Below are 23,227 nucleotides of genomic sequence, written 5' to 3' on the forward strand. Positions count from 1 at the left end.
GAATAAGTGCGAATTAAACAACGTTTTCTAAATTATTTAATCCAACCAAAACTATGAAAAAAATCGTTAGTTGGGGGTTGCCGTTCCGGTATTTCCCTAAAATGAACCTAAAAATGAAACTCACCACTATATTACTTATAGTTTCATTGTTCGAGATTCAAGCCAACTCTTACGCACAGGGTAAGAAATTGACCTTAAATCTTGAGAACACTAGTATAGAACAGGTTTTCAATGAAATCGAATCGATTTCCGAATTCCGTTTTTTATATGAAAGTGAACGGATAGATGTGGATCGAAAGGTGACATTGCACATTGAGAACAAGAAAATTTCGGAAATATTGGCCCTGCTATTTGACCGTTCTGATGTGGCTTATAAGACCCGAAATCGGCAAATTATCCTCACTAGAAAAAATCCAAAGGAAAAAAGGCCTCCGAGTACAAGCCATAAGGTTATGTACAACGAAGGCCCTGTGCAATTTCAGGTTTCGGGTACGGTTTCCGACGCTGATGGCGCACCTTTGCCAGGGGCGAATATTTTAGAAAAGGGAAGCACGAACGGTACACAAAGTGATTTTGATGGAAATTTTGTATTGAACGTTGCCGATGAAAATGCGGTTTTGGTAATTTCATATATCGGTTTCGCAACCAAGGAAGTCGGGTTGAACGGACAATCTTCCGTGAACATTGGTTTAAAGGAAGACGCAGCAGGTCTTGAAGAAGTGGTTGTTGTAGGATATGGAACGGTTCGGAAAAAAGACCTTACGGGTTCCGTGGCTTCGGTAAAAGGTTCCGACCTCGAAAAAACACCTTCCAATACCTTTGTGCAATCATTACAGGGTAAGGCTTCCGGTGTTGATATTAGGGCGGCTTCCAATGCGCCTGGCGGTGGTATCCGGATCAGGGTAAGGGGAACGAACTCGATCAATGCTTCTAGTCAACCCCTATATGTAGTCGATGGTTTTCCTATAGATAATAGTAATACGACTCCCGAAGCGGGAGGGAACAGGGCTTCGGCAAGTGACCCCTTAACCAGTATCAGTTCTTCCGAAATTGCTTCGATAGAAGTTTTGAAAGATGCTTCCGCAACGGCAATTTACGGAGCTAGGGGGGCTAATGGCGTAGTGATCGTTACTACCAAAAGAGGAGGTCAGGGTAAGGCGAAAATCGATTTTGAGTATTCCTCTACAATCAGCTCGGTTAGGAAAAAGTTGGATTTGGCAAATGCCGAAGAGCTTGCGATCCTGACCAATGAGTGGGCTACCAATAACAGTCAACCACTTATATATGATGGAATAAACAAGCCTTTGCCCGAAGATTTAGGGGAAGGAACCGATTGGCAAGACCAGATTTTCAGGAGCGCCATTACCAATAATTACAATCTTACCGTTTCAGGAGGTCGTGAAGGGACCAGATATTTGGTTTCCGGTAATTATATGGACCAAGACGGGATCATCATCGAATCTAATTTTAAACGGGCCGGACTTAAATTTAACCTAGATCAAGATTTGGGGGAAAGGTTAAAGTTTGGTATGAACGCCAATATTACCCGAACCATTAACGATGCGGTTGATTCCGATGGGGGTGGATATCAAAACGATACACCATTGTGGAATGCCTTGGCAACGACGCCCGTAATTCCCGTTAAGGATAGTGAGGGCAATTATGTACACAATCACGATGAAACGGTAAAAGTTCTTGAAAACCCGGTATCTATTGCTAAGACACGAACCGACCTTACCTATACCACACGGGTTTTGAGTAATGCTTTTTTACAATATGACATATTGAGAGGATTGTCGTTCAAGGCCAATTTTGGAGCGGACCTGATCAATTCCAAAAGGAATGCTTATACGCCTACTACGGCAGAAACACAGGCCTTGCCCAATAAAGGGATAGCCTCTGTAGGAACCTTGCAGCGAACCAATTTATTGGCGGAATACACTTTTAACTACAACAAGTCTATCGGCGATAAGCACCGGATAGATGCGGTTATTGGATATACCTACCAGAGTAATAAGTTAGAGAGCGTGTTTTCGCGTACCGACGACTTTTTTACCGACTTGGTCGAATTCAATAACTTGGAATTGGGTTCAGATCCAAGACCGTCTAAGAGTGGGGCAACGGAATCTGCTTTGTTGTCTTATTTGGGAAGGGTCAACTATGTGTTTGACGATAAATACATCATTACGGGCTCTATCCGTAGGGATGGTTCCTCAAAATTCGGTACTGGTAAAAAATGGGGGGTCTTCCCTTCGGGAGCTATTGCTTGGCGATTGGTAGAGGAAGATTTTATTCAAAATCTCAATGTCTTTAGTGCATTAAAATTAAGGGGTAGCTACGGACTTACAGGTAACGAATCTATCGGGGCCTATAATTCATTGGCGCTTTATGCGGCAACCAGTCAACCCATTATCGGAGGTGTTCCGGTAGTAGGCTTGGCTCCCAATAGGATCAATAATCCCGATTTAAAATGGGAGCGTACAAAACAGACCGATGTAGGTCTTGAAATGGGCTTTTTTGATGGCCACCTAAATCTTGAGGCGGGCTATTACGTAAAAACTACCGAAGACCTTTTGTTGAGTGTGGCGATACCTACACAATCAGGATATAACACCAGCGTCCAAAATATTGGTAAGGTAGAAAATAGGGGATTTGAATTCGACCTTGGAATGAACCATAATTTTGGGAAACTTACCTGGAACTCTAATTTCAATATCTCCTTTAACCGAAATAAACTGTTGGAACTACCTGAGGGTACCGATGAACTGATCAACGGAATCGGAAGGGGAGAGACCGCTTATGGTTCCTCCATTGCCCAAGTGGGTAAACCATTGGGCCAGTTTTTTGGCTATCGTTTTGATGGTATTTGGGAATCGGAAGAAGAAATTATTGCCGGAGGAAACACGGTCGGTGGTGTAAATAGGGTCGGACTTCCCAAGTATAGAGACCTGAATGGCGATGGGTTTAAGCAGAACTTAGACGATAAAGAAGTGGTAGGGGATCCGAACCCAGACTTTATCTATGGGTTCACCAACTCATTTTCGTATAAAAATTTAAGCCTATCGGTATTTATAAACGGAAGTCAAGGAAATGACATTGCCAATATGAATACTATCGGACTCTATGCCCAACCTCAAAAACACAATGTGCTGCAAAAGGCCTTTGATGAACGATGGCAGGGGCCGGGAACGGGAAGTACCATTGAAGCTCCCTTGACCAATGCCGGGGAATGGAAAAACTTTAGTGATAGAAATGTTGAGGACGGTTCTTACTTACGGGTAAAGACCATCAACCTCTCGTATAACTTGCCTATTGACGACCTCGGGTTACAATGGTTCAGAAGTGCGCAGCTATATATCGCTGCAGATAATTTGATTACCATAACCGACTATTCCGGTTTTGATCCAGAGGTAGATCTGTACGCCTCGAGTAACGTTAGTTTCGGGGTCGATAACGGAGCATATCCTTCTTCTAGAAGTTTTAGGATTGGAATGAAATTAGGTTTTTAATATAACAAGAAAATATCATGAAAAATATAACATATCTAACAGGTCTGATGATGTCTTTGGCCTTGTGCTTGACATCTTGTGAGGGGGATTTAGAAGAAAACCCGGCCGGAAACATAAGTATTGCAAATTTTTATTCTTCTGAAGATGATGCCGTGGCGGGATTGTACGGCGTGTACAACTCTGTGTATTCATTATACGGCAACACCGCAATTAATTATGGGGAGGTAAATGCGGACAATGCGACCGTATCCCCCAATGTATCCGATTTGTTCGAATGGGATGAGTTTACCTATAGTAATGAGGTCACCGAAGGTTTTTGGAGGTCTGCCTACGACGGTATAAACTTGGCCAATGAGGTGGCATTGTACACGGCCGAAATAGATTTTGATGAAGAAAAAAGAGCGGATATCGTATCTGAGGCGAAAGCGCTACGGGCCCTTTTTTATTGGCATTTGGTCAGAACAATGGGAGGTGTGCCCATATACGAGACCCCGACCATTGGGTTCGATGCGGTAGATACCCCACGTGCTACCGCCGATGAGGTGTATAGTTTGATTACGCGAGATTTGGGCGAGGCCGCTTTGGAATTGCCGGAAACAAGCTTGGCAGGCAGGTTGAACGCCCATATCGTCAATGCACTGTTGGCGAGGATATATCTTTACAGGAACGATTTCGAAAATGCCTTGGTCCATGCCAAAAGGGTTATCGATTCAGGGGCCTATGATCTATTTGATGATTATGCCCATATCTTTAAGACGGAGCACAATAATGGTATTGAACATATTTACCAGATACAATATTTAAGTGGCGAAAGAAACAACCCGATTCCGGGAAGCTTCGGTCCACGTGCACTTCCCGGTCCCTATGGCAATTCCTTTTGGGCCAATACCGTGGTAGGCGGGTCTATTGCCCCGAGCATCGAATTCACCGATGATAATCCCATCTCATATCGTCGTTCGGTAACCATTGCCGATAGCTATGAACATATCGATGGGGTTACCGGTACCATTACTATGGAAGAAGCCTATGGTCCTGGGGTGTATCCTTACTATGTCAGTAAGTTCGATGATCGCGCCAGTGAATTGCAATCGGGAGTTAATTTTAATGTCATCCGGTTTGCCGATGTATTGTTGATTGCCGCCGAAGCATTAAATGAAGTCGACCCAGCGGATAACAATAAGTATATATGGATCAATAGGGTGAGGAAAAGAGCTCGAAACGGTGTCGAGACCGATCTTCCTGATTTGGCCGGCTTGTCTCAAGACGATTTTAGAACTGCCGTATTGGAAGAAAGAAGGTTTGAATTGGCATTCGAAGGACAAAGGGCGTGGGACCTAAAAAGAAGGGGCGAATTTTTGACCGTCATGAGGGCCCAAGGAAAGAATGTGGAAGACTATAAGTTGCTCTTCCCTATTCCGAATAATCAAGTGCGATTGAATCCTAACCTAACCCAAAACGAGGGTTGGTAATTGCGTTGATGTATTGGGCAACAGCATATAAACTAAGTTTCATCAATTGTTGAGGTATTTTGGTCGGAGCGGTTCTTATGTCGCTCTGGCCAACTATTTTCATGTAATCCATAGTTATGGCCGATCTGACGATTTTTGATTTCGTCGAATGGTTTTTTTAAGCTTGGCCCTGAATATTGGGGAACTCTACTCTTAATCAAGAATAAGACATGAAATCGATTATAAGAGGCCTGTTGGCCATAAGTATTTTGATCGGGTGTTCCGAAAAACCAAAAAAACAGAAAGTTGCCCCTGTAGCGCAGGAAACCCCGAATATTATTTTGTTAATGGCAGATGATCAAGGTTGGGGTGATGTGGGCTATAATGGGCACCCCCATTTAAAAACCCCGAATTTAGATGCAATGGCCGCAGAAGGAGCGGTTTTTGAACGATTCTATGCGGCATCTGCGGTATGTTCCCCTACACGGGGCAGTGTAATGACGGGAAGGCACCCCTTGCGCTATGGAATTTGCCATGCCAATTGCGGACATATAAAACCAGGGGAAATTACCTTGGGGGAGATGGTCAAGGGCTTGGGCTACACAACGGGACATTTTGGCAAATGGCATTTAGGTACGCTTACTCGCGATACCATAGAGGCAAATAGGGGCGGTAGGCCCAAATTTGATGGGGATTATGCCCCTCCTTGGGACCATGGTTTTGATGTTAGTTTTGTAACCGAGTCCAAAGTGCCTACATGGGATCCCATGGTTACACCTCCCAAGTCATCGGGCGATGTGAGTGGAGACCTGAAAGAAGGCATGCCTTTCAATACTTCGTACTGGACCGGACCTGGGCAAATAGCGGTTGATAACCTAGAGGGCGATGACTCTAGGGTCATTATGGATCGGGTGATTCCTTTTATAGAGAAAGCCGTAAAGAACAAGAAGGCGTTTTTAAGTGTTATCTGGTTTCATACCCCCCATTTACCGGTATTGGCTGGGGATGAGGAAAGAAAATCGTATGCCGGGCGCTCTGAAGATCAACAACACTATTATGGGGTTATATCGGCGATGGACAAGCAAATAGGCCGCTTGAGGAATAGGTTAAGAGACTTGGGTATAGCCGAAAATACCGTACTCTTCTATACAAGTGACAATGGGCCTGAAGGAAAATCCGTTGCCGGAAGGACCCAAGGGGTGACCAAGGGCCTGAAAGGAAGAAAAAGAAGCCTTTATGAAGGGGGAATACGGGTTCCGGGTATCATGGAGTGGACGGGTAGGATCAAGCCCGGCACAAAGGTGGAAGCTCCTTGCTTTACTTCCGATTATTTTCCGACAATCGCCAATATTTTAGGGGTAGACCTAGAGGAAAATAATAGGCCTTATGACGGGGTAGATATGTTTCCCTTTGTCACTGGGGAACAAAAACGAAGGGTGAAACCATTGGCCTTCGATTTTCAAGGTCAAGCGGCTTTAATAGATAATGAGTATAAAATATACAGTGATGATAAAGGGAAGAACTTCGCGCTGTATAACCTCCAAAACGATCCGACGGAAAGTATTGATCTAGCCGGACAACAGCCGGAAAAATTCAATGAAATGCTTGCGTATTGGCATCAATGGAAGACTTCCCAAAAAAGAAGTGCCTTGGGTGAGGACTATTAATATGTTTTTCCTTTAAAAGGATGCGAATTACTTAGATAATTAAAAATAATAAACCAAAAATCATGTATAGAAGTATAAGCTGTTATTTGCCTTTACTGGCACTATTGCTATTAGGAGCTTGCAAACCTACTGGGGCCGAAAAGAACAATAAGGAAGACAATAAACCCAATTTTGTTTTTCTGTTTGCCGATGACCAAACATTTGAGAGTATAAGGGCCCTTGGTTTCGATGAGGTCCATACCCCTAATTTAGACCGATTGGTAAACGGGGGGACTTCTTTTTCCCATGCCTATAATATGGGAGGATGGAACGGTGCGATCTGTGTGGCCTCACGCGCGATGATCATTTCAGGAAGCTATATTTGGAACGCCCAAAAGAAAAGTGCGGCCTGGGCCAAAGGCGATTCAACGGCATTGAGCCAAACTTGGGGCAAGTTGTTGGAAAAGCAGGGCTATGATACGTATATGACAGGGAAATGGCATGTACAGGCACCGGCGGCAACCGTTTTTGATGAAGCTCGGCATATCCGTCCCGGGATGCCGGGAGATAAGGGCGGGCAGCTCGGTGCGGCCATTAAAAAATGGAAAAAGGAGTCTGGTGATATGAAAGACTGGAACGATTATATGCCATTGGGGTATGGTCGCCCAACAGGTCCCGATGATACGGAATGGTCGCCTACCGATACCTTGCAAGGTGGTTTTTGGGAAGGTGGAAAGCACTGGAGCGAAGTGGTGCGTGACGATGCCCTCTCATTTATAGAGAAGGCAAGGAAAAAAGATAATCCCTTCTTTATGTATTTGGCCTTTAATGCCACTCATGATCCGAGACAGGCCCCACAGCGTTTTCTAGATATGTACCCTGTGGAAGATATCAAGGTTCCCGATAATTTCATGCCCGAGTACCCTTGGAAAGATGATATGGGGAATCCACCAAGCCTTAGGGACGAGGCCTTGGCGCCGTACCCGAGAACGGAATATGCGGTGAAGGTACACCGACAGGAATATTACGCCTTGCTCACCCATATGGATGAACAGATAGGGAAAATACTCGATGCCCTGGAAGCGAGCGGTAAAATGGAGAATACCTATATCTTTTTCGGGGCGGATCACGGACTTTCAGTGGGACATCACGGATTGATCGGAAAACAAAGTATGTTCGATCATAGCGTACGTATTCCCATGATGGTCGTTGGCCCGGGAATACCCAAGGGCAAACTTTTGGATCAAGATGTCTATCTTCAGGATATAATGGCCACTACTTTAGACCTGGCCCATGTAGATAAGCCGGAGGCCGTACAATTTCACAGCTTTATGGATATCATCGAGGGCGAGCGGCAAGTAAGTCATTACGATGGTATATACGGCGCTTATATCGATGTTCAGCGTATGATTCGTAAAGATGGTTTCAAACTTATTGTATATCCGAAAATAGGGAAGGTTCTTTTGTTCGATTTAAAAAACGATCCCAATGAAATGAACGATCTAGCGGACGACAAGAACTATTCTAAAAAGGTGGAAGCACTTTTTGCCGATTTGATGGAACTTCAGCGAAAAATGGGAGATCAGCTGTCCTTAACGGAAATATATGCCAAGGTCCAAAATGGGGCCTAGGTAAATTTTGAGTATTCAATGGGGATCGATCGGGTTGCCTATAAATCATAAATCGGGCAACGGAATTGAAAGCATAGGGTAGAAGAGGTATTTAAATATTGTACCTCTTGTCGCGGGCCTTGTAAAGTACATTCATTACAAGGCCCGCGATAATTAATAATATCCCGAGCAGACTCCATTGGGTATATGTTTCTCCCAACCACATAAATCCGATAAGTCCAGTAAATAGTACTTCTAGGTATTTGAAGGGGGCAACAAGGTTGTTCGAGGCAATTTGAAAGGCTTTGGTCATATAGAGCTGTCCTATAAATCCACAAACGCCCAAAGTGGCAAAGAATAGCCAGTCGCTTCCTATGGGGGTGTTCCAAGTGGGTATGGCGAGTATGCCGCCGAAGACCGTTGCGGTAAACATAAAGTAATTGACGATTACAATAGGATGGTCGCCCTTTCCTATTTTACTTATGATAATGTAGACGAGTCCACTCAATATAGCCGCAGCAAACACTAGGGCCAAGCCGGTATTGTCTAAGTGGCTGTCAAGTCCCTTAAGGGTCAAGACCCCCAAAAATGAAATGACAAAGAACAGCCATTGTATCGGTTTTATTTTTTCCTTTAAAAGGTAAATGGCAAAGATGGCCGAAAATATAGGAGCCAAATAACGTAGGGAAACGGCCGTGCCTGCCGATAGGTATTTTAATGACATAAAAAACAATGTCATGGAGCTGGTTCCAACGATGGCCCGTAACACCAAGAGTTTTTTGTTATTCCCTAGGATGGGGACTTTTAAACGTTTTAATATGGCCATGGTAAGTAAGAAGGAGCCAAAACCCCTAAAAAGCACAATTTGGTATACGCTATAGTGCTGTAACTGTTTTACCGCTACGTTCATTAAGGTGAACGCCAGGGCGCTGATAATCATGTAAAAGAGAACTTTTCTAATGTTCATAATAGGAAAGCGATGAGGCTTTTTACTCTCGCCTCGTGGGTAAAAAAAATCCAACCCAAATTTAATTGGGTTGGATCGTATAAATTCTAGTTATATAAAACTAACCCTGGGTTATACCCTTGGTAAATCACCTTCACCTTTCAATGGTAAGGCAGATTCGCCCATAAGGTAAGTGTCGACATGGTGAGCTGCTTGACGTCCTTCGGAAATGGCCCAAACGATCAACGATTGGCCACGTCTTTGGTCGCCCGCTGCAAATACGCCGGGTACATTGGTCATATAGTCTTGTTCGCTGGCCTTGATGTTGGTGCGGGCATCGGCCTCTACGCCCAATTGTTCCGCTACCGTCATTTCAGAACCGGTGAATCCTAATGCTAAAAGCGCTAATTCACACTTCCATTCTTTCTCGGTGCCTTCAACCTCTTTCAGTACCATAGCTTTTCCAGGTTCCCTGATCCATTCTACTTCAGAAGTAATAAGTCCTTTTAGGTTGCCATTCCCGTCACCCAAAAATTTCTTGGTCGAGATGCTGAAAAAACGTTCGGCCCCTTCTTTGTGGGAAGTACTTGTTTTTAAACGCATGGGCCAGAAAGGCCAAGGTTGACCTTCCGGTCTTTCTACCGTGCCCATAGGCATAATCTCAAAGTTTGATACGGATTTTGCCCCGTGTCTGATCGATGTTCCGATACAGTCGGATCCGGTATCACCACCACCGATAACGATAACGTCTTTTCCAGTGGCCATGATTTCGTTTTCGAACTCTTTGACACCATCTACTCTTCTATTGTTTTGTGGAAGGAAATCCATGGCTTGAACCACTCCGTTTAAATCGGAACCTTCTATGGGTAGGTTTCTGCGAACCGTAGCCCCGCCCGATAAAACAATGGCGTCAAATTCGTCTTGTAGTTCCGGACCGGTAATATCCTTTCCAACATGGATCCCGCATTTAAATACGATTCCTTCTTCCTCAAGAACCTTTAATCGTCGGTCGATAACGTTTTTTTCCATTTTAAAATCAGGAATACCGTAACGTAAAAGTCCTCCTGGTTTTTCATCCCTTTCAAAAACGGTTACCAAATGACCGGCTCTATTCAATTGTTGTGCAGCGGCAAGACCGGCAGGACCGGAACCTACTACGGCAACTTTTTTACCGGTTCTTGTAGCAGGGGGTTCGGCAACTATCCATCCTTTTTTAAAGGCCGTTTCCACAATATTTTTTTCAATATTCTCAATGGTTACGGGGTCTTCATTGATGCCTAGTACACAAGCCTCTTCGCAAGGTGCCGGACAAAGTCTGCCCGTAAATTCGGGGAAATTGTTCGTTGAATGCAAGATCTTGGCGGCTTTGTCCCACTTGCCACGATACACCGCATCGTTAAAATCGGGAATCAAATTGCCCAATGGGCAACCGCTATGGCAAAAAGGAATGCCGCAGTCCATACATCTGGCTCCTTGTTCTTTAAGTTCGGGTTCCTTTAACGGAAGAGTGAACTCATGATAATTTTTAACGCGTTCTTCAACAGGCGCGTACGATTCTACTTTTCTATCGAATTCCAAAAATCCTGTAATCTTTCCCATTTCTCGACTTTAAATAGTTTCTAATTTTTCTCTTTCCATACGTAGTAATGCCTGTTTGTATTCTTCAGGTAAGACTTTGACAAATTTAGGTAGGCAATCTTCCCAGTTCTCTAGAATGCGTTGCGCTAGAGGACTCAAAGTCGAGTTATAGTGACTTTCGATAAGGTCTTTTAATTCTTTGATATCGTTGTCTTCGTTGACTTCGAGTAGATTCAAGTCTTCGTTGGTACATTTCTTTCTAAAGGTATTCTTCTCGTCAAAGATATAGGCTATACCACCGCTCATACCTGCTCCAAAGTTTCTGCCTACGTCACCAAGAATTACGGCAACACCTCCGGTCATATACTCACAACCGTGATCTCCGATTCCCTCTACTACCGCTTTGGCGCCCGAATTACGGACACAGAAACGTTCGCCGGCCTTTCCGTTAATATAGGCGCGACCTGCCGTTGCTCCGTATAGGGTAACGTTACCTGTAATAACGTTGTCTTCGGGAACAATGGTAGAACCTTCCGGTACTTTGATCACCAGTTTGGCGCCAGATAGTCCTTTTCCAAGGTAGTCATTGGTGTTTCCGTTTACGGTCATGGTCAAGCCCCTAGTGGCGAAAGCTCCAAAACTTTGGCCCGCGGAACCTGTAAAGTTCAATTTTAGGGTGTTTATGGGCAATCCTTGTGCTCCGTATATTTTTGAGATCTCATTACTGATGATCGCGCCAACGGCACGGTCCGTGTTTTTGATGGGGAAGTCCAATGTGAGCTTTTCCTTCCTGAATAACGACGGATTTGCTTTGGCAATAATATCGAACTCTATCGATTTGTCGATATCGTGCGTTTGCTTTTGGGTATTGTAGAATTTGGTTCCTGCCGGTACGTCTACTTGATATAGGATCGGAGTAAGGTCGATACCTGCAGATTTGTAATGGTCGATCGCTTTTTTACGGTCTAATTTCTGAACCTGGCCTACCATTTCGTTTATGGTCCTGAAACCTAACTGGGCCATAATCTCACGTAGTTCTTGGGCTACAAAGTACATGTAGTTCACAACGTGTTCCGGTTTACCGGCGAATTTTTTACGTAGTTCAGGATTTTGGGTCGCAATACCTACCGGGCAAGTGTTTAAGTGGCATACGCGCATCATAACACAACCGGAGGCAACAAGTGGGGCGGTAGCAAAACCGAACTCTTCCGCACCTAATAAACAGGCTATGGCGACATCGCGGCCGGTTTTGAGCTGACCGTCACATTCAAGAACGATTCTATTCCTAAGGTCGTTCATGACCAAGGTCTGTTGTGCTTCCGCAATACCGAGCTCCCAAGGAAGGCCGGCATGTTTTAAAGAAGTTAATGGTGAAGCTCCCGTACCTCCGTCGAATCCGGAGATGAGAACTACATCGGCTTTCGCTTTTGAAACCCCTGCGGCAACGGTACCTACACCAACTTCAGAAACCAGTTTTACGTTGATACGTGCTTCACGGTTGGCCGATTTTAAATCGTAGATCAACTGCGAAAGGTCTTCTATCGAGTAGATGTCATGGTGTGGTGGAGGTGAAATCAATCCTACATAAGGAGTGGAGTTTCTAGTTTTGGCAATGGATGGGTTCACCTTTGGGCCTGGTAGTTGACCACCTTCTCCCGGTTTGGCACCCTGTGCCATTTTGATCTGTATTTCCTTGGCATTGGTCAAGTAATCGGAAGTTACGCCGAAACGACCTGAGGCCACTTGTTTTATAGCACTGTTTCTCCAATCACCTGTGGCGTTTTTGTAAAAACGTTCGGCATCCTCGCCACCTTCACCGGAATTGCTTTTTCCGCCAATACGGTTCATGGCTATGGCCAAGTTTTCATGGGCTTCTTTACTGATGGATCCATAAGACATGGCTCCCGTCTTAAAGCGCTTCACGATTTCCGTCCATGGCTCTACTTCGTCCAAAGGAATAGGGTCGTAATTAGAGAACTCGAACAAACCGCGAATAGTCATCAAATTTTTAGACTGTTCGTTGACCATTTGAGCGTACTCCTTATAGGTGTTGTTCTCGTTACCGCGTACGGCTTTCTGTAATTTAGCTACGGTTAACGGATTGAACATATGTTTTTCGCCTTCACGTCTCCAGCGGTATTCCCCGCCCATTTCCAAATCAAGGTTGGCGGCCACTTCTTTCGTGCTGAAGGCTTTCTTGTGGCGTTTGGCCACTTCTTTTTCAATTTGGTACAGACCGATACCTTGAATACGGGTCGGAGTGTTAGGGAAATACTTCTCTACCACCTGACTGTTGATTCCGATACATTCAAATAACTGTGAGCCACGGTAAGAATTCAAGGTAGAGATACCTATTTTGTTCATTACCTTAAGGATACCTTTACCAATAGCCTTGTTGTAATTCTTGACGGCTTCTTCAAAGGTAATATCGGTAATGTCGTGTTCTTCTATCTGTTCGCCGATAATTTCGTTTACCAAGTACGGGTTGATGGCACTGGCACCGAAACCGAACAATAAACAGAAATGATGCACTTCCCTTGGCTCTGCAGATTCTATGATAACACTTAGTTTGCTGCGCTTGCCCAATCTTTGAAGGCCACTGTTTACATAGGAACAGGCCAATAGTGCAGGTATAGGAGCCATGGTTTCACTTACGTTCCTATCGGATAGGATAATAATGTTGGTGCCCTCGTCAATAGCTTTGGAGGCTTGGTCGAGAATAGATTCCAACGCGTCTTCAAGACCATTGTGCCCCCTGCTTATTTCGTAAAGGGTAGGGATGGAAACCACTTTGTAATCAGGACTGGCATCGTAATTTTTGATTTTATCCAAATCTTCCTTGGATATAACCGGATTCTGAATTTTAAGTTTTCGACAATGCAATTCAGAAAAGTCGAATATATTATGGTCACTACCTAGGGTAAGGCTGATGTCTGTAATCAGTTCTTCACGTATCCCGTCCAATGGTGGGTTGGTAACCTGGGCGAATAACTGTTGAAAGTAATTATAGATCAACTGTGGACGCTGAGATAAAACCGCTATCGGGGTATCTGAACCCATTGAACCAATAGGTTCTTTGGCGGTTTTACCCATAGGAAGTATAATGGTATTGATATCTTCAAGCGTATAACCAAAAACGGACTTGCGTTTTTCGAGGGAAGCTTCCCCTAAAAATAATGGGCAATCATTATAAGGTATATTCTTTAGGTGAACCAAATTATTGTCTAGCCACTCTTGGTATGGGTGACGTTGGGCGATCTCTTCTTTGATCTCTTCATCGTTGATGATGCGGCCTTCTTCCATGTTGACCAAGAACATTTTTCCAGGCTCTAATCTACCGTGAAATTCTACGTTCTCTGGAGCGATGTCCAATACACCGGTTTCCGATGACATGATTACATAGTCATTTTTGGTTACTGTGTAACGAGAAGGACGCAGACCGTTACGGTCAAGTACCGCACCAATGTAGTTCCCATCGGTAAAGGGTACGGATGCAGGACCGTCCCAAGGCTCCATCATACATGAATGGTATTCATAGAAAGCTCTTTTGGCTTCAGACATGTCTGGGTTTTTCTCCCAGGCTTCCGGTACCAAGATCATCATGACCTCGGGGAGTGAACGACCGGTCATCAATAAAAGTTCAACCACCATGTCCATGGTAGCCGAATCCGATTTTCCGGGAAGTACGATCGGTAAGATGTTTTTTATTTCATCGCCGAACCAATCACTTTCCAATAATTCTTCACGTGATCGCATTCTTGATACGTTACCGCGAAGTGTGTTTATTTCACCGTTATGGCACATGTAGCGAAAGGGTTGTGCCAAATCCCAAGTAGGGAAGGTGTTGGTGGAAAAACGTTGGTGAACCAACGATAGACGGGTTACCACGCGGGGGTCCATCAAGTCCTTGTAATATAGGCTGATATCCTTGGGCATTAAAAGCCCTTTGAATATGATAATTTTTGTAGAAAGGCTAGGTACGTAAAAGAACTTGCTTTCCGAAAGCTTAGAGTTGATTACGGTATGTTCGGTGACCTTTCTTACAATGAACAATTTTAGGTTGAAGTTGAAATAGTCTTGTTCCTTGTTTTCCTTGGCAATGAAAATTTGTTTGACAAAGGGCTCGGTCTCCATGGCAACACGGCCAGGAATCGATCGGTTTACCGGAACATCTCTCCAGCCCAAAAGTTTTAGGCCTTGTTTTTTTATGTTCTCTTCAAAGGTAGAAATGCAGAAGTTGCGTTGGTTTTCTTTTTGAGGTAGAAAAATATTGCCAACCGCATACTCGCCCGGCTCGGGGAGTTCAAAGTCGCAGACTGCCTTAAAAAAGTCATGGGGTATATCTATAAGTATACCTGCACCATCACCGGTTTTTCCGTCTGAGCTTACCGCACCACGGTGCTCCAGCTTGTCCAATATCTCCAATGCTTTATGGATAATATCGTTAGACCTCTTCCCTTTAAGGCTACAGATAAAACCTGCGCCACAGTTATCATGTTCAAATTCCGGTAGGTATAATCCTTGCTTCTTCAACGTCATAAATTATGGTATTTCTTCAAAAATAGCGTTTCTGATGAGTAATTAGCAGCTATTTCTTTTAAATCAGATAAAAATTCAACGTTTAGAATAAAACATTGAAAAATATTCAGATATGATTTTTATGTGAGCTAAATTTATCAGAATGGTAAAATTAGCACATTCAACAGACCTGTGAAAGGTTTTTTGAGGGGGTATTTGTGATATTTCTTCACTTTTGGGGTGCACCCCCTCTAATTTTTAAGGTCTTGTGATATAAAGGTCTGTGTTTAGGGGGTGTTTGTGATAAAAATAACGGGGTCGGCCGTTAGTACTTTTTTTTAATCCTTTAAGATGCTTCGTGAAATTACGATTTTTTGAATTTCCGAGGTTCCTTCGTAAATCTGGGTTATTTTGGCGTCGCGCATTAATCTTTCTACATGGTAATCTTTTACAAAGCCATTGCCTCCATGTATTTGTACGGCTTCAACAGTGGTGTCCATGGCAACCTGCGATGCGTAAAGTTTAGCCATGGCGCTTGATAGGTCGTAATTTTTTCCTTGGTCCTTGTCCCAAGCAGACTTGTATACGAGGTTACGGGCGGCTTCGATTTGTACGTGCATATCGGCCAATTTAAACGCTATGGCCTGATGGTTCGCTATTTCGGTGCCAAAAGCCTTTCTCTCCTTTGAGTATTTCAGGGCGAGTTCATAGGCTCCGGCGGCAATGCCCAAGGCTTGGGCGGCTATGCCTATTCGTCCACCCGATAGGGTCTTCATGGCAAATTTGAAGCCAAAGCCATCTTCGCCTATACGATTTTCTTTAGGAATCTTGACATCGTTAAATATTAAGGAATGGGTGTCGCTTCCGCGGATGCCCAACTTGTTTTCTTTTGGCCCTATTTCAAAACCGGGCATGCCTTTTTCAACGATGAGGGCGTTGATACCTTTATGTCCTTTTTCCCTGTCGGTCTGTGCTATGACTAGGTAGATGTCGGCTGTTCCACCATTGGTGATCCAGTTTTTGGTACCGTTTAATATATAGTGGTCACCTTTGTCGATGGCGGTAGTTTTTTGCGAAGTGGCATCGCTACCGGCTTCTGGCTCTGAAAGACAGAAGGCGCCAATGACTTCGCCGGAAGCTAATCGTGTCAGGTATTTTTGCTTCTGTTCCTCGTTTCCAAAGGTTTCGAGTCCCCAGCATACCAACGAGTTGTTCACCGATACCACGACCGAGGTCGATGCGTCTACTTTTGAGAGTTCTTCCATGGCAATGACGTAAGACAGGGTGTCCATACCGCTTCCGTTGTATTTGGGGTCGGTCATCATCCCTAAGAAACCGAGTTCGCCTAGCTTCTTTATCTGTTCTGTGGGGAATTGTTGGGCTTCATCCCGTTCGATCACACCAGGCAACAATTCGTTTTGTGCAAAATCGCGAGCAGCCTGCCTAATCATTAAATGTTCTTCCGAAAATGAAAAATCCATAATTTTAGTGTGTTTTTTTTGAGCTTCTACAAATATAGGATTATGAAATAAATTGTAGACCTTGCTTTGTGTGCTATTTTTTTTAAAAAATTAATCATTCATTAGCTATGAAAAACTTTGTATCCCAAGCCAAATTTTTATATTTGTTGAATTCGTTTTTTCGAATTGGTTTAAACGTAATATTATGACACAGCAGTAACGCCGTTAAGGCGGAAAGAAAGAGATTTTTTTTAGGAGAGGATTAATGAGTTATGGTCATAATACTGTTAATTAATATCAATTTGAAATGAAAGAATTACTGCACGCATACGAGAATAAATCACCAGAAATTGTCTTTAATTGGAAAGATAGTGAAACCGAGGCCGAAGGATGGACGGTCATAAATTCGCTCCGTGGCGGTGCCGCCGGTGGGGGAACTAGAATGCGGGAAGGGCTTGATATGAATGAAGTCTTGTCACTTGCAAAAACTATGGAGGTGAAATTTACGGTTTCGGGTCCACCTATAGGTGGGGCCAAATCCGGAATTAATTTCAATCCGAACGATCCGCGTAAAAAAGGAGTGCTCGAACGATGGTACCATGCGGTATCGCCTTTATTGAAAAGTTATTACGGTACAGGGGGCGACCTGAACGTAGATGAAATCCATGAAGTGATCCCTATAACGGAAGATGCCGGGGTTTGGCACCCGCAAGAAGGGGTGTTCAACGGACATTTCAAGCCTACCGAAGCCGATAAGATCAATAGGATCGGGCAGTTGCGCCTTGGGGTCATTAAGGCATTGGAGAATAGTAAGTATTCGCCCGATGTGTCGAGAAAATATACCGTGGCGGACATGATTACAGGCTATGGGGTTGCCGAAGCCGTAAAACATTATTACGATATCTATGGTGGTAATGTGGTGGGGAAACGGGCAATCATTCAAGGTTTTGGAAACGTGGGAAGTGCCGCGGCCTACTATTTGGCTCAAATGGGGGCTAAAATTGTGGGGATCATCGATAGGTCAGGTGGTGTCATTAAGGAAGAAGGGTATAGCTTTGAAGAAATCAAGACCTTCTTTTTGAAAAAAGAAGGAAATAATCTTGTGGCAGGTGATGGGGAAATGATTCCTTTCGATGAGATTAACGAGCGTGTTTGGTCTTTGCAGGCCGAAATATTTACGCCCTGTGCAGCCTCGAGATTGGTTCTTAAGTCGCAGATAGACCGTCTTATCGATGCAGAGCTTGAGGTGATTTCATGTGGGGCGAACGTGCCCTTTGCGGATAAGGAGATTTTTTTCGGTCCGATCATGGAATATACCGATGGTAAAGTGAGCTTGATTCCCGATTTTATATCAAATTGTGGAATGGCACGTGTTTTTGCGTACTTTATGGAAAAAAGGGTGGGAATGGACGATGAGCTTATTTTTAGCGACACGTCGGAGACCATCAGAAAAGCCATTTTGGGTACCTATGAACATAACCCGTCAAAAAAGAATATCAGCCAAACGGCATTTGAAATAGCACTGAAACAACTAATATAAACACAGATTGAGTATGGAGACCATTATTATCATTGTATTTGTTATCGGTTATCTAGCGATAACTATGGAGCATAACCTTAAAATCGATAAGCTGATTCCGGCTTTGGCCATGATGGCGATTTTGTGGGCCGTAATAGCCTTGGCCCATATGGACGTTTTTGAGGTGAATACCATGCTCAAAGAACTCGAGCCAACGCATATCGATGAGATTCTGTTGCATCACTTGGGTAAAACCGCGGAAATTTTGGTCTTCTTGCTAGGTGCGATGACCATCGTTGAAATCATTGATTATTTTGATGGTTTTGCTACTATTAAGGGGTATATTAAAACCAAGAGCAAGCGTAGGTTGTTGTGGTTGTTCTCGATTTTGGCGTTTGTGTTGTCCGCTATAATCGATAACCTAACGGCTACTATTGTATTGATAACCATTCTTCAAAAAGTGATAAAGGAGAGGGAAACCCGTTTGTGGTTCGCCGGTCTTATTATTATTGCTGCCAATGCCGGTGGTGCATGGTCTCCGATCGGTGACGTTACCACAACAATGCTATGGATTGGAAACAAGGTTACTGCGCCTGTCTTGATCGAGCACGTATTGATACCTTCTATCGTATGTATGGTGGTTCCTGTTCTTTTTGCCAGTCGTTATAAGGCCTTTTCAGGGGTAATCGAAACCGAGGAGGTCGATACCGACGCTTCAAAATCCAAGTTTGGTTCAACCATGTTGTACCTAGGTTTGGGAGCTATTGTTTTTGTTCCTTTTTTCAAGACCATTACCCACTTGCCTCCTTATGTGGGAATGATGTTATCATTGGCTGTTGTAGCTACATTTGCAGAGATATATAGTAGTTCTAAATTTAGCATTTCCTCAATAGACGACGGTGATAACGATACCGTAGGGCATCATAGTCCCGTACACGCTTCCCTGTCTAAAATCGAATTGCCAAGTATCCTTTTCTTTTTAGGGATATTAATGGCCGTAGCGGCTTTGGAGTCATTGGGTATGCTTTTCCATTTTGCCGGTAACCTCGAGAGTAGCTTGCCTATGTTGGGTACGGAATCACCTGGTGAATTGGTGTCCGACTTGGTAGTCCTTATTTTGGGTATTGGGTCTGCGGTTATCGACAACGTTCCGTTAGTGGCGGCCAGTATGGGTATGTTCTCCGTGCCGGTTGATGATCCAGTTTGGCACTTTATCGCTTATTCGGCTGGAACAGGTGGTAGTATGCTGATTATTGGTTCTGCTGCGGGCGTGGTTGCCATGGGTATGGAGAAGATCGATTTCTTCTGGTACCTGAAGAAAATTGCATGGTTGGCTTTTATAGGTTTTATCAGTGGGGCAGCCGTTTTTGTTTTAATCAGAAATTTTATACTGGACGCATAATTTTATCGATAAAATACCGTTATAGAGGCAACTCTAATACCTAAGAATTCTATGATATTATTTCAAGATATGGCCCAAGATCCTGCAGCTGCGGATGTTATGTCAGAAGAAAAGACGCTTTCCGTTATCGATTTGATATTTAATGGTGGAACAGGTAGTGTGCTTATTATAACGGTACTTTTTATCATGCTGTTCGTTGCCCTATATATTTACTTTGAGCGAATATTCGCGATTAAGGCGGCCTCGAAGATCGATAGTAACTTCATGAACCAGATTCGTGATCACGTGACCAACGGAAAATTGGAGGCGGCAAAATTGCTTTGTGCCCAAACCGATTCCCCTGTGGCCAGGTTGACGGAAAAGGGGGTTTCCAGAATAGGAAAACCTTTGGACGATATCAATACCGCTATTGAGAATGCGGGTACCTTAGAGGTGTATAAGCTCGAGAAGAACGTTAGTGTCTTGGCAACTGTTGCCGGTGCTGCGCCAATGATCGGCTTCCTCGGTACGGTAATAGGTATGATTTTGGCATTTCACGAAATGGCCACTAGTGGCGGTCAGGCCGAAATGGGTTCCTTGGCTTCCGGTATCTATACTGCGATGACAACGACCGTTGCCGGATTAATCGTTGGTATTATCGCCTATATTGGATACAATCACCTGGTGAATAGAACCGATAAAGTGGTTCATAAAATGGAGGCGAATGCCGTAGAATTTCTAGACTTGTTGAACGAACCTTTATAATTCGAGAAAGATGAAATTAAAGGGAAGAAATAAGGTTAGTCCTGATTTTAGCATGTCTTCAATGACAGATATCGTATTTCTGTTATTGATATTCTTCATGCTTACGGCAAACTCTCCCAATGCATTGGATCTATTGCTTCCAAAGGCGAAGGGAAAGTCAACGAATACACAGAACGTATCCGTGAGTATAGACAAGAACTTACAGTACTTTGTCAACAACGAGAGAATTAACGGAGAATACATAGAAATTGAACTAAAAAAGGCACTAGAAGGACAAGATAAACCCACAATTATTTTAAGGGCTGAAGAAAGCGTTGCCATCAAAGAAGCGGTAAACGTTATGGATATTGCCAATAGAAATAATTATAAGGTAATCTTGGCCGTGCGACCGAATTAATGTCATTCTTAGACACGAGACACAAAAAACAATCTTTTACACTTACAACCTTTCTGCTAAGTGTGCTCTTGCTTGTGTTGTTCTATATAGGTCTTACCTATATGGATCCACCTATCGAGAATGGTATTTCCGTTAATTTCGGCACTACCGATTTTGGTAGTGGAAATGTACAGCCCAAAGAGAAGATTCGTTCCGAACCTGTTGAAAAACCGCCTGTAGAACCGACGCAACAAGAAGAGGTTGTCGAAGAGGTGGAGGAAGTAGCGGAAGAGGTGCCTGAGGAAGTTGTGGCCAAGGAAGCCCCGGCGGAAAAGGTGTTGACCCAAGAGAACGAAGAATCTATCAAAATCAAAAAAGCGCAAGAAGCCAAGCGCAAAGCCGAGGAAGCTGAGAAGGCGGCCAAGAAAAGGGCGGAAGATGCCCAGAAAAAGGCCAAGGCCGAAGCGGCGAGAAAAGCACAACAGAAAAAAGCGGCCGAAGAAAAGGCACGTAAGGAACAAGAGGCCAAGAAGAAAAAACTCGATGAGCTTATCGGGGGAATCAGTAAATCCGATGGAAATGCCTCAGGGAGCGAAGGCGATGATAACAGGGCCGGAGATAAAGGGCAACCCGGTGGGGATCCCTATGCGACCAGTTATTACGGTAGCCCAGGTTCCGGTAGCGGAACGGGAGGATATGGTCTTAATGGCCGTTCCTTGGTCACTAAGGGCCAAGTGAAGCAGCAATGCAACGAAGAAGGTAGGGTAGTGGTGAAAATCATTGTCGATAGAAATGGAAATGTGATCAGTGCTACACCGGGTGTTAAAGGAACAACGAACAATAGTCCTTGTTTGCTCGATCCGGCCAAAAAAACCGCCTTCAAGCACAAATGGAATTTAGATTCGAACGCGCCGAGCCAACAAGTAGGGTTTGTAGTGGTCAATTTTAAGTTGGGAGAGTGACCTATCAAGAAACCTTGAATTGGATGTTCGCGCAACTTCCAATGTACCAACAAAAAGGAAAACAGGCCTATAAGGCCAAATTGGATGGTATCCGCAAGTTTACCGAGTATTTGGGCCATCCTGAAACAGGGTTTAAGAGTATTCACGTGGCCGGTACCAACGGTAAAGGCTCCAGTAGTCATATGCTGGCATCCATTCTTCAGGAAGCCGGTTATAAGGTAGGGCTCTATACTTCGCCCCATTTAAAAGATTTTCGGGAACGTATCCGTATAAACGGAGAGTGTATAACAGAGGATTTTGTTGTAGGGTTTATTGAACAAAACCAATCGTTTTTTAATACCGACCATCTGTCCTTTTTTGAAATGACCGTGGGTATGGCCTTCGATTACTTCGCGAAGGAAAAAGTTGATATTGCGGTGGTCGAGGTAGGTCTTGGGGGGAGGTTGGATTCTACGAATATTATTACGCCCGAAGTTAGCCTTATTGTCAATATTGGTTTGGATCATGTAGATATGCTAGGTGATAGCCTATCTAAAATAGCCTTTGAGAAGGCTGGAATTATAAAAGAAGGGGTTCCTGTGGTCATCAGTGAGTGTCAAGAAGAGACAACTGAAACCTTTGAGCAGGTCTCACGGTCGAAAAATGCCAAACTCGTTTTTGCGGAGCGGGAGGTAAACGAAATTTATCAGACCTCACTTCTTGGGGACTATCAAGCTAAAAATATCAAGGGAGTTTTGGCCGTAATAGATCAATTGAGCGATTTTCATATCAGTGAAGCCCAATTGCGTAGCGGACTCATGAATGTTGTACAGAATACGGGCTTAATGGGGAGATGGCAGCAATTGCATTCCGCTCCGACCGTTATTTGTGACACGGCACATAATAAAGAAGGTTTGTCGATCGTGATAAATCAAGTGACCCAACAAAAATTTAAAAAATTATTTATCGTATTGGGACTGGTTAAGGAAAAGGACCTAAATGCGATATTGCCCCTCTTTCCAAAAGAGGCTACATATTACTTTTCATCCCCGAATATTTCTCGTGGATTGGATGTTAATGAATTGGCATTCAAGGCAAAGGAATTTGGCTTGTTAGGAGGGAAGTTTGAAAGGATCGAAGCTGCCTATCAGGCGGCTTTGAAGGATGCCTCACCCGAAGATTTCATCTTTGTTGGGGGGAGTACCTTTACGGTAGCAGAAGTAATTTAAAATTTTTTGCTTTTTTCTTTTGGAGAGTGAAAAAGAGTCTTATATTTGCACACCTTTTCGGGCAATTAGCTCAGTTGGTTCAGAGCACCTCGTTTACACCGAGGGGGTCGGGGGTTCGAATCCCTCATTGCCCACACGAGTCCCCAAGCATCAAGATGTTTGGGGATTTTTCTTTTTATGGCCTTTTTCACCTACATCCTTTACTCGGATCAAGTCATAAAGTTGTGGGATTTTATCTTTAGGCAAAAATATTAGTTAACCTAAATAAGAAGAACTCTACGTTTCTAACACCTCTGAATTG

General features: G+C 43.8%; 14 protein-coding genes and 1 tRNA gene. 11 read left to right on the plus strand and 4 right to left on the minus strand.

The features are described from left to right. Positions 1 to 53: 53 nt before the first annotated feature. From BW980_RS21515 to BW980_RS21530, 4 genes are all read left to right on the plus strand, one after another. A complete protein-coding gene (locus BW980_RS21515; protein ID WP_083690591.1) occupies positions 54 to 3,509 on the plus strand; it encodes a TonB-dependent receptor in 3,456 nt (1,151 codons plus the stop codon). A 17-nt stretch (positions 3,510 to 3,526) separates the two neighbouring features. After that, positions 3,527 to 4,978 (plus strand): RagB/SusD family nutrient uptake outer membrane protein, encoded by a 1,452-nt coding sequence (locus BW980_RS21520; RefSeq protein WP_076457223.1) that lies wholly within the window; start codon positions 3,527 to 3,529, stop codon positions 4,976 to 4,978. A 209-nt stretch (positions 4,979 to 5,187) separates the two neighbouring features. Next, positions 5,188 to 6,624: a sulfatase family protein gene (locus tag BW980_RS21525; RefSeq protein ID WP_076457224.1), complete on the plus strand. Its 1,437-nt coding sequence runs from the start codon at positions 5,188 to 5,190 to the stop codon at positions 6,622 to 6,624. A gap of 62 nt (positions 6,625 to 6,686) precedes the next feature. Next, positions 6,687 to 8,234 carry a sulfatase family protein gene (locus tag BW980_RS21530; protein WP_076457225.1) on the plus strand — a complete coding sequence of 516 codons (1,548 nt, stop codon included), beginning with the start codon at positions 6,687 to 6,689 and terminating at the stop codon, positions 8,232 to 8,234. A 91-nt stretch (positions 8,235 to 8,325) separates the two neighbouring features. On the opposite strand, the gene BW980_RS21535 is transcribed toward BW980_RS21530, so the two are convergent. From BW980_RS21535 to BW980_RS21550, 4 genes are all read right to left on the minus strand, one after another. Further along, positions 8,326 to 9,180, minus strand: a complete 855-nt coding sequence (locus tag BW980_RS21535; protein ID WP_076457232.1) for a DMT family transporter — start codon at positions 9,178 to 9,180, stop codon at positions 8,326 to 8,328. A gap of 111 nt (positions 9,181 to 9,291) precedes the next feature. After that, complete coding sequence (locus tag BW980_RS21540; protein ID WP_076457226.1) at positions 9,292 to 10,758, minus strand: glutamate synthase subunit beta; 1,467 nt, start codon at positions 10,756 to 10,758, stop codon at positions 9,292 to 9,294. 9 nt (positions 10,759 to 10,767) lie between these two features. Continuing rightward, positions 10,768 to 15,276 carry a glutamate synthase large subunit gene (gene gltB / locus BW980_RS21545; protein ID WP_076457227.1) on the minus strand — a complete coding sequence of 1,503 codons (4,509 nt, stop codon included), beginning with the start codon at positions 15,274 to 15,276 and terminating at the stop codon, positions 10,768 to 10,770. Positions 15,277 to 15,593: 317 nt separating this feature from the next. Next, on the minus strand, positions 15,594 to 16,736 hold the full coding sequence (locus tag BW980_RS21550) for an acyl-CoA dehydrogenase (protein ID WP_076457228.1): 1,143 nt from the start codon (positions 16,734 to 16,736) through the stop codon (positions 15,594 to 15,596). Positions 16,737 to 17,022: 286 nt separating this feature from the next. On the opposite strand from BW980_RS21550, the gene BW980_RS21555 reads away from it, so the two are divergent. The 7 genes from BW980_RS21555 to BW980_RS21585 all read left to right on the plus strand — a co-directional run bounded on the left by BW980_RS21555 (position 17,023) and on the right by BW980_RS21585 (position 23,060). Beyond that, complete coding sequence (locus BW980_RS21555) at positions 17,023 to 18,255, plus strand: Glu/Leu/Phe/Val dehydrogenase dimerization domain-containing protein (protein WP_076457229.1); 1,233 nt, start codon at positions 17,023 to 17,025, stop codon at positions 18,253 to 18,255. 13 nt (positions 18,256 to 18,268) lie between these two features. After that, positions 18,269 to 19,636, plus strand: coding sequence for a sodium:proton antiporter NhaD (nhaD, locus tag BW980_RS21560; RefSeq protein WP_076457233.1), 1,368 nt, complete (start codon positions 18,269 to 18,271; stop codon positions 19,634 to 19,636). A gap of 51 nt (positions 19,637 to 19,687) precedes the next feature. Continuing rightward, entirely contained in the window at positions 19,688 to 20,380 is a 693-nt protein-coding gene (locus tag BW980_RS21565; RefSeq protein ID WP_013992280.1) for a MotA/TolQ/ExbB proton channel family protein, read from the plus strand. A gap of 10 nt (positions 20,381 to 20,390) precedes the next feature. Next, positions 20,391 to 20,777, plus strand: coding sequence for an ExbD/TolR family protein (locus tag BW980_RS21570; protein WP_013992279.1), 387 nt, complete (start codon positions 20,391 to 20,393; stop codon positions 20,775 to 20,777). After that, a complete protein-coding gene (locus BW980_RS21575; protein WP_013992278.1) occupies positions 20,777 to 21,718 on the plus strand; it encodes a hypothetical protein in 942 nt (313 codons plus the stop codon). The genes BW980_RS21570 and BW980_RS21575 overlap by 1 nt, the downstream gene beginning before the upstream one ends. Continuing rightward, positions 21,715 to 22,926 carry a bifunctional folylpolyglutamate synthase/dihydrofolate synthase gene (locus BW980_RS21580; protein ID WP_076457230.1) on the plus strand — a complete coding sequence of 404 codons (1,212 nt, stop codon included), beginning with the start codon at positions 21,715 to 21,717 and terminating at the stop codon, positions 22,924 to 22,926. Before BW980_RS21575 ends, BW980_RS21580 begins: the two co-directional genes overlap by 4 nt. 59 nt (positions 22,927 to 22,985) lie before the next feature. Beyond that, a tRNA-Val gene (locus tag BW980_RS21585) sits at positions 22,986 to 23,060 on the plus strand. Positions 23,061 to 23,227: the final 167 nt, after the last annotated feature.

It is taken from the genome of Zobellia uliginosa (assembly GCF_900156625.1).
Taxonomy (GTDB): domain Bacteria; phylum Bacteroidota; class Bacteroidia; order Flavobacteriales; family Flavobacteriaceae; genus Zobellia; species Zobellia uliginosa.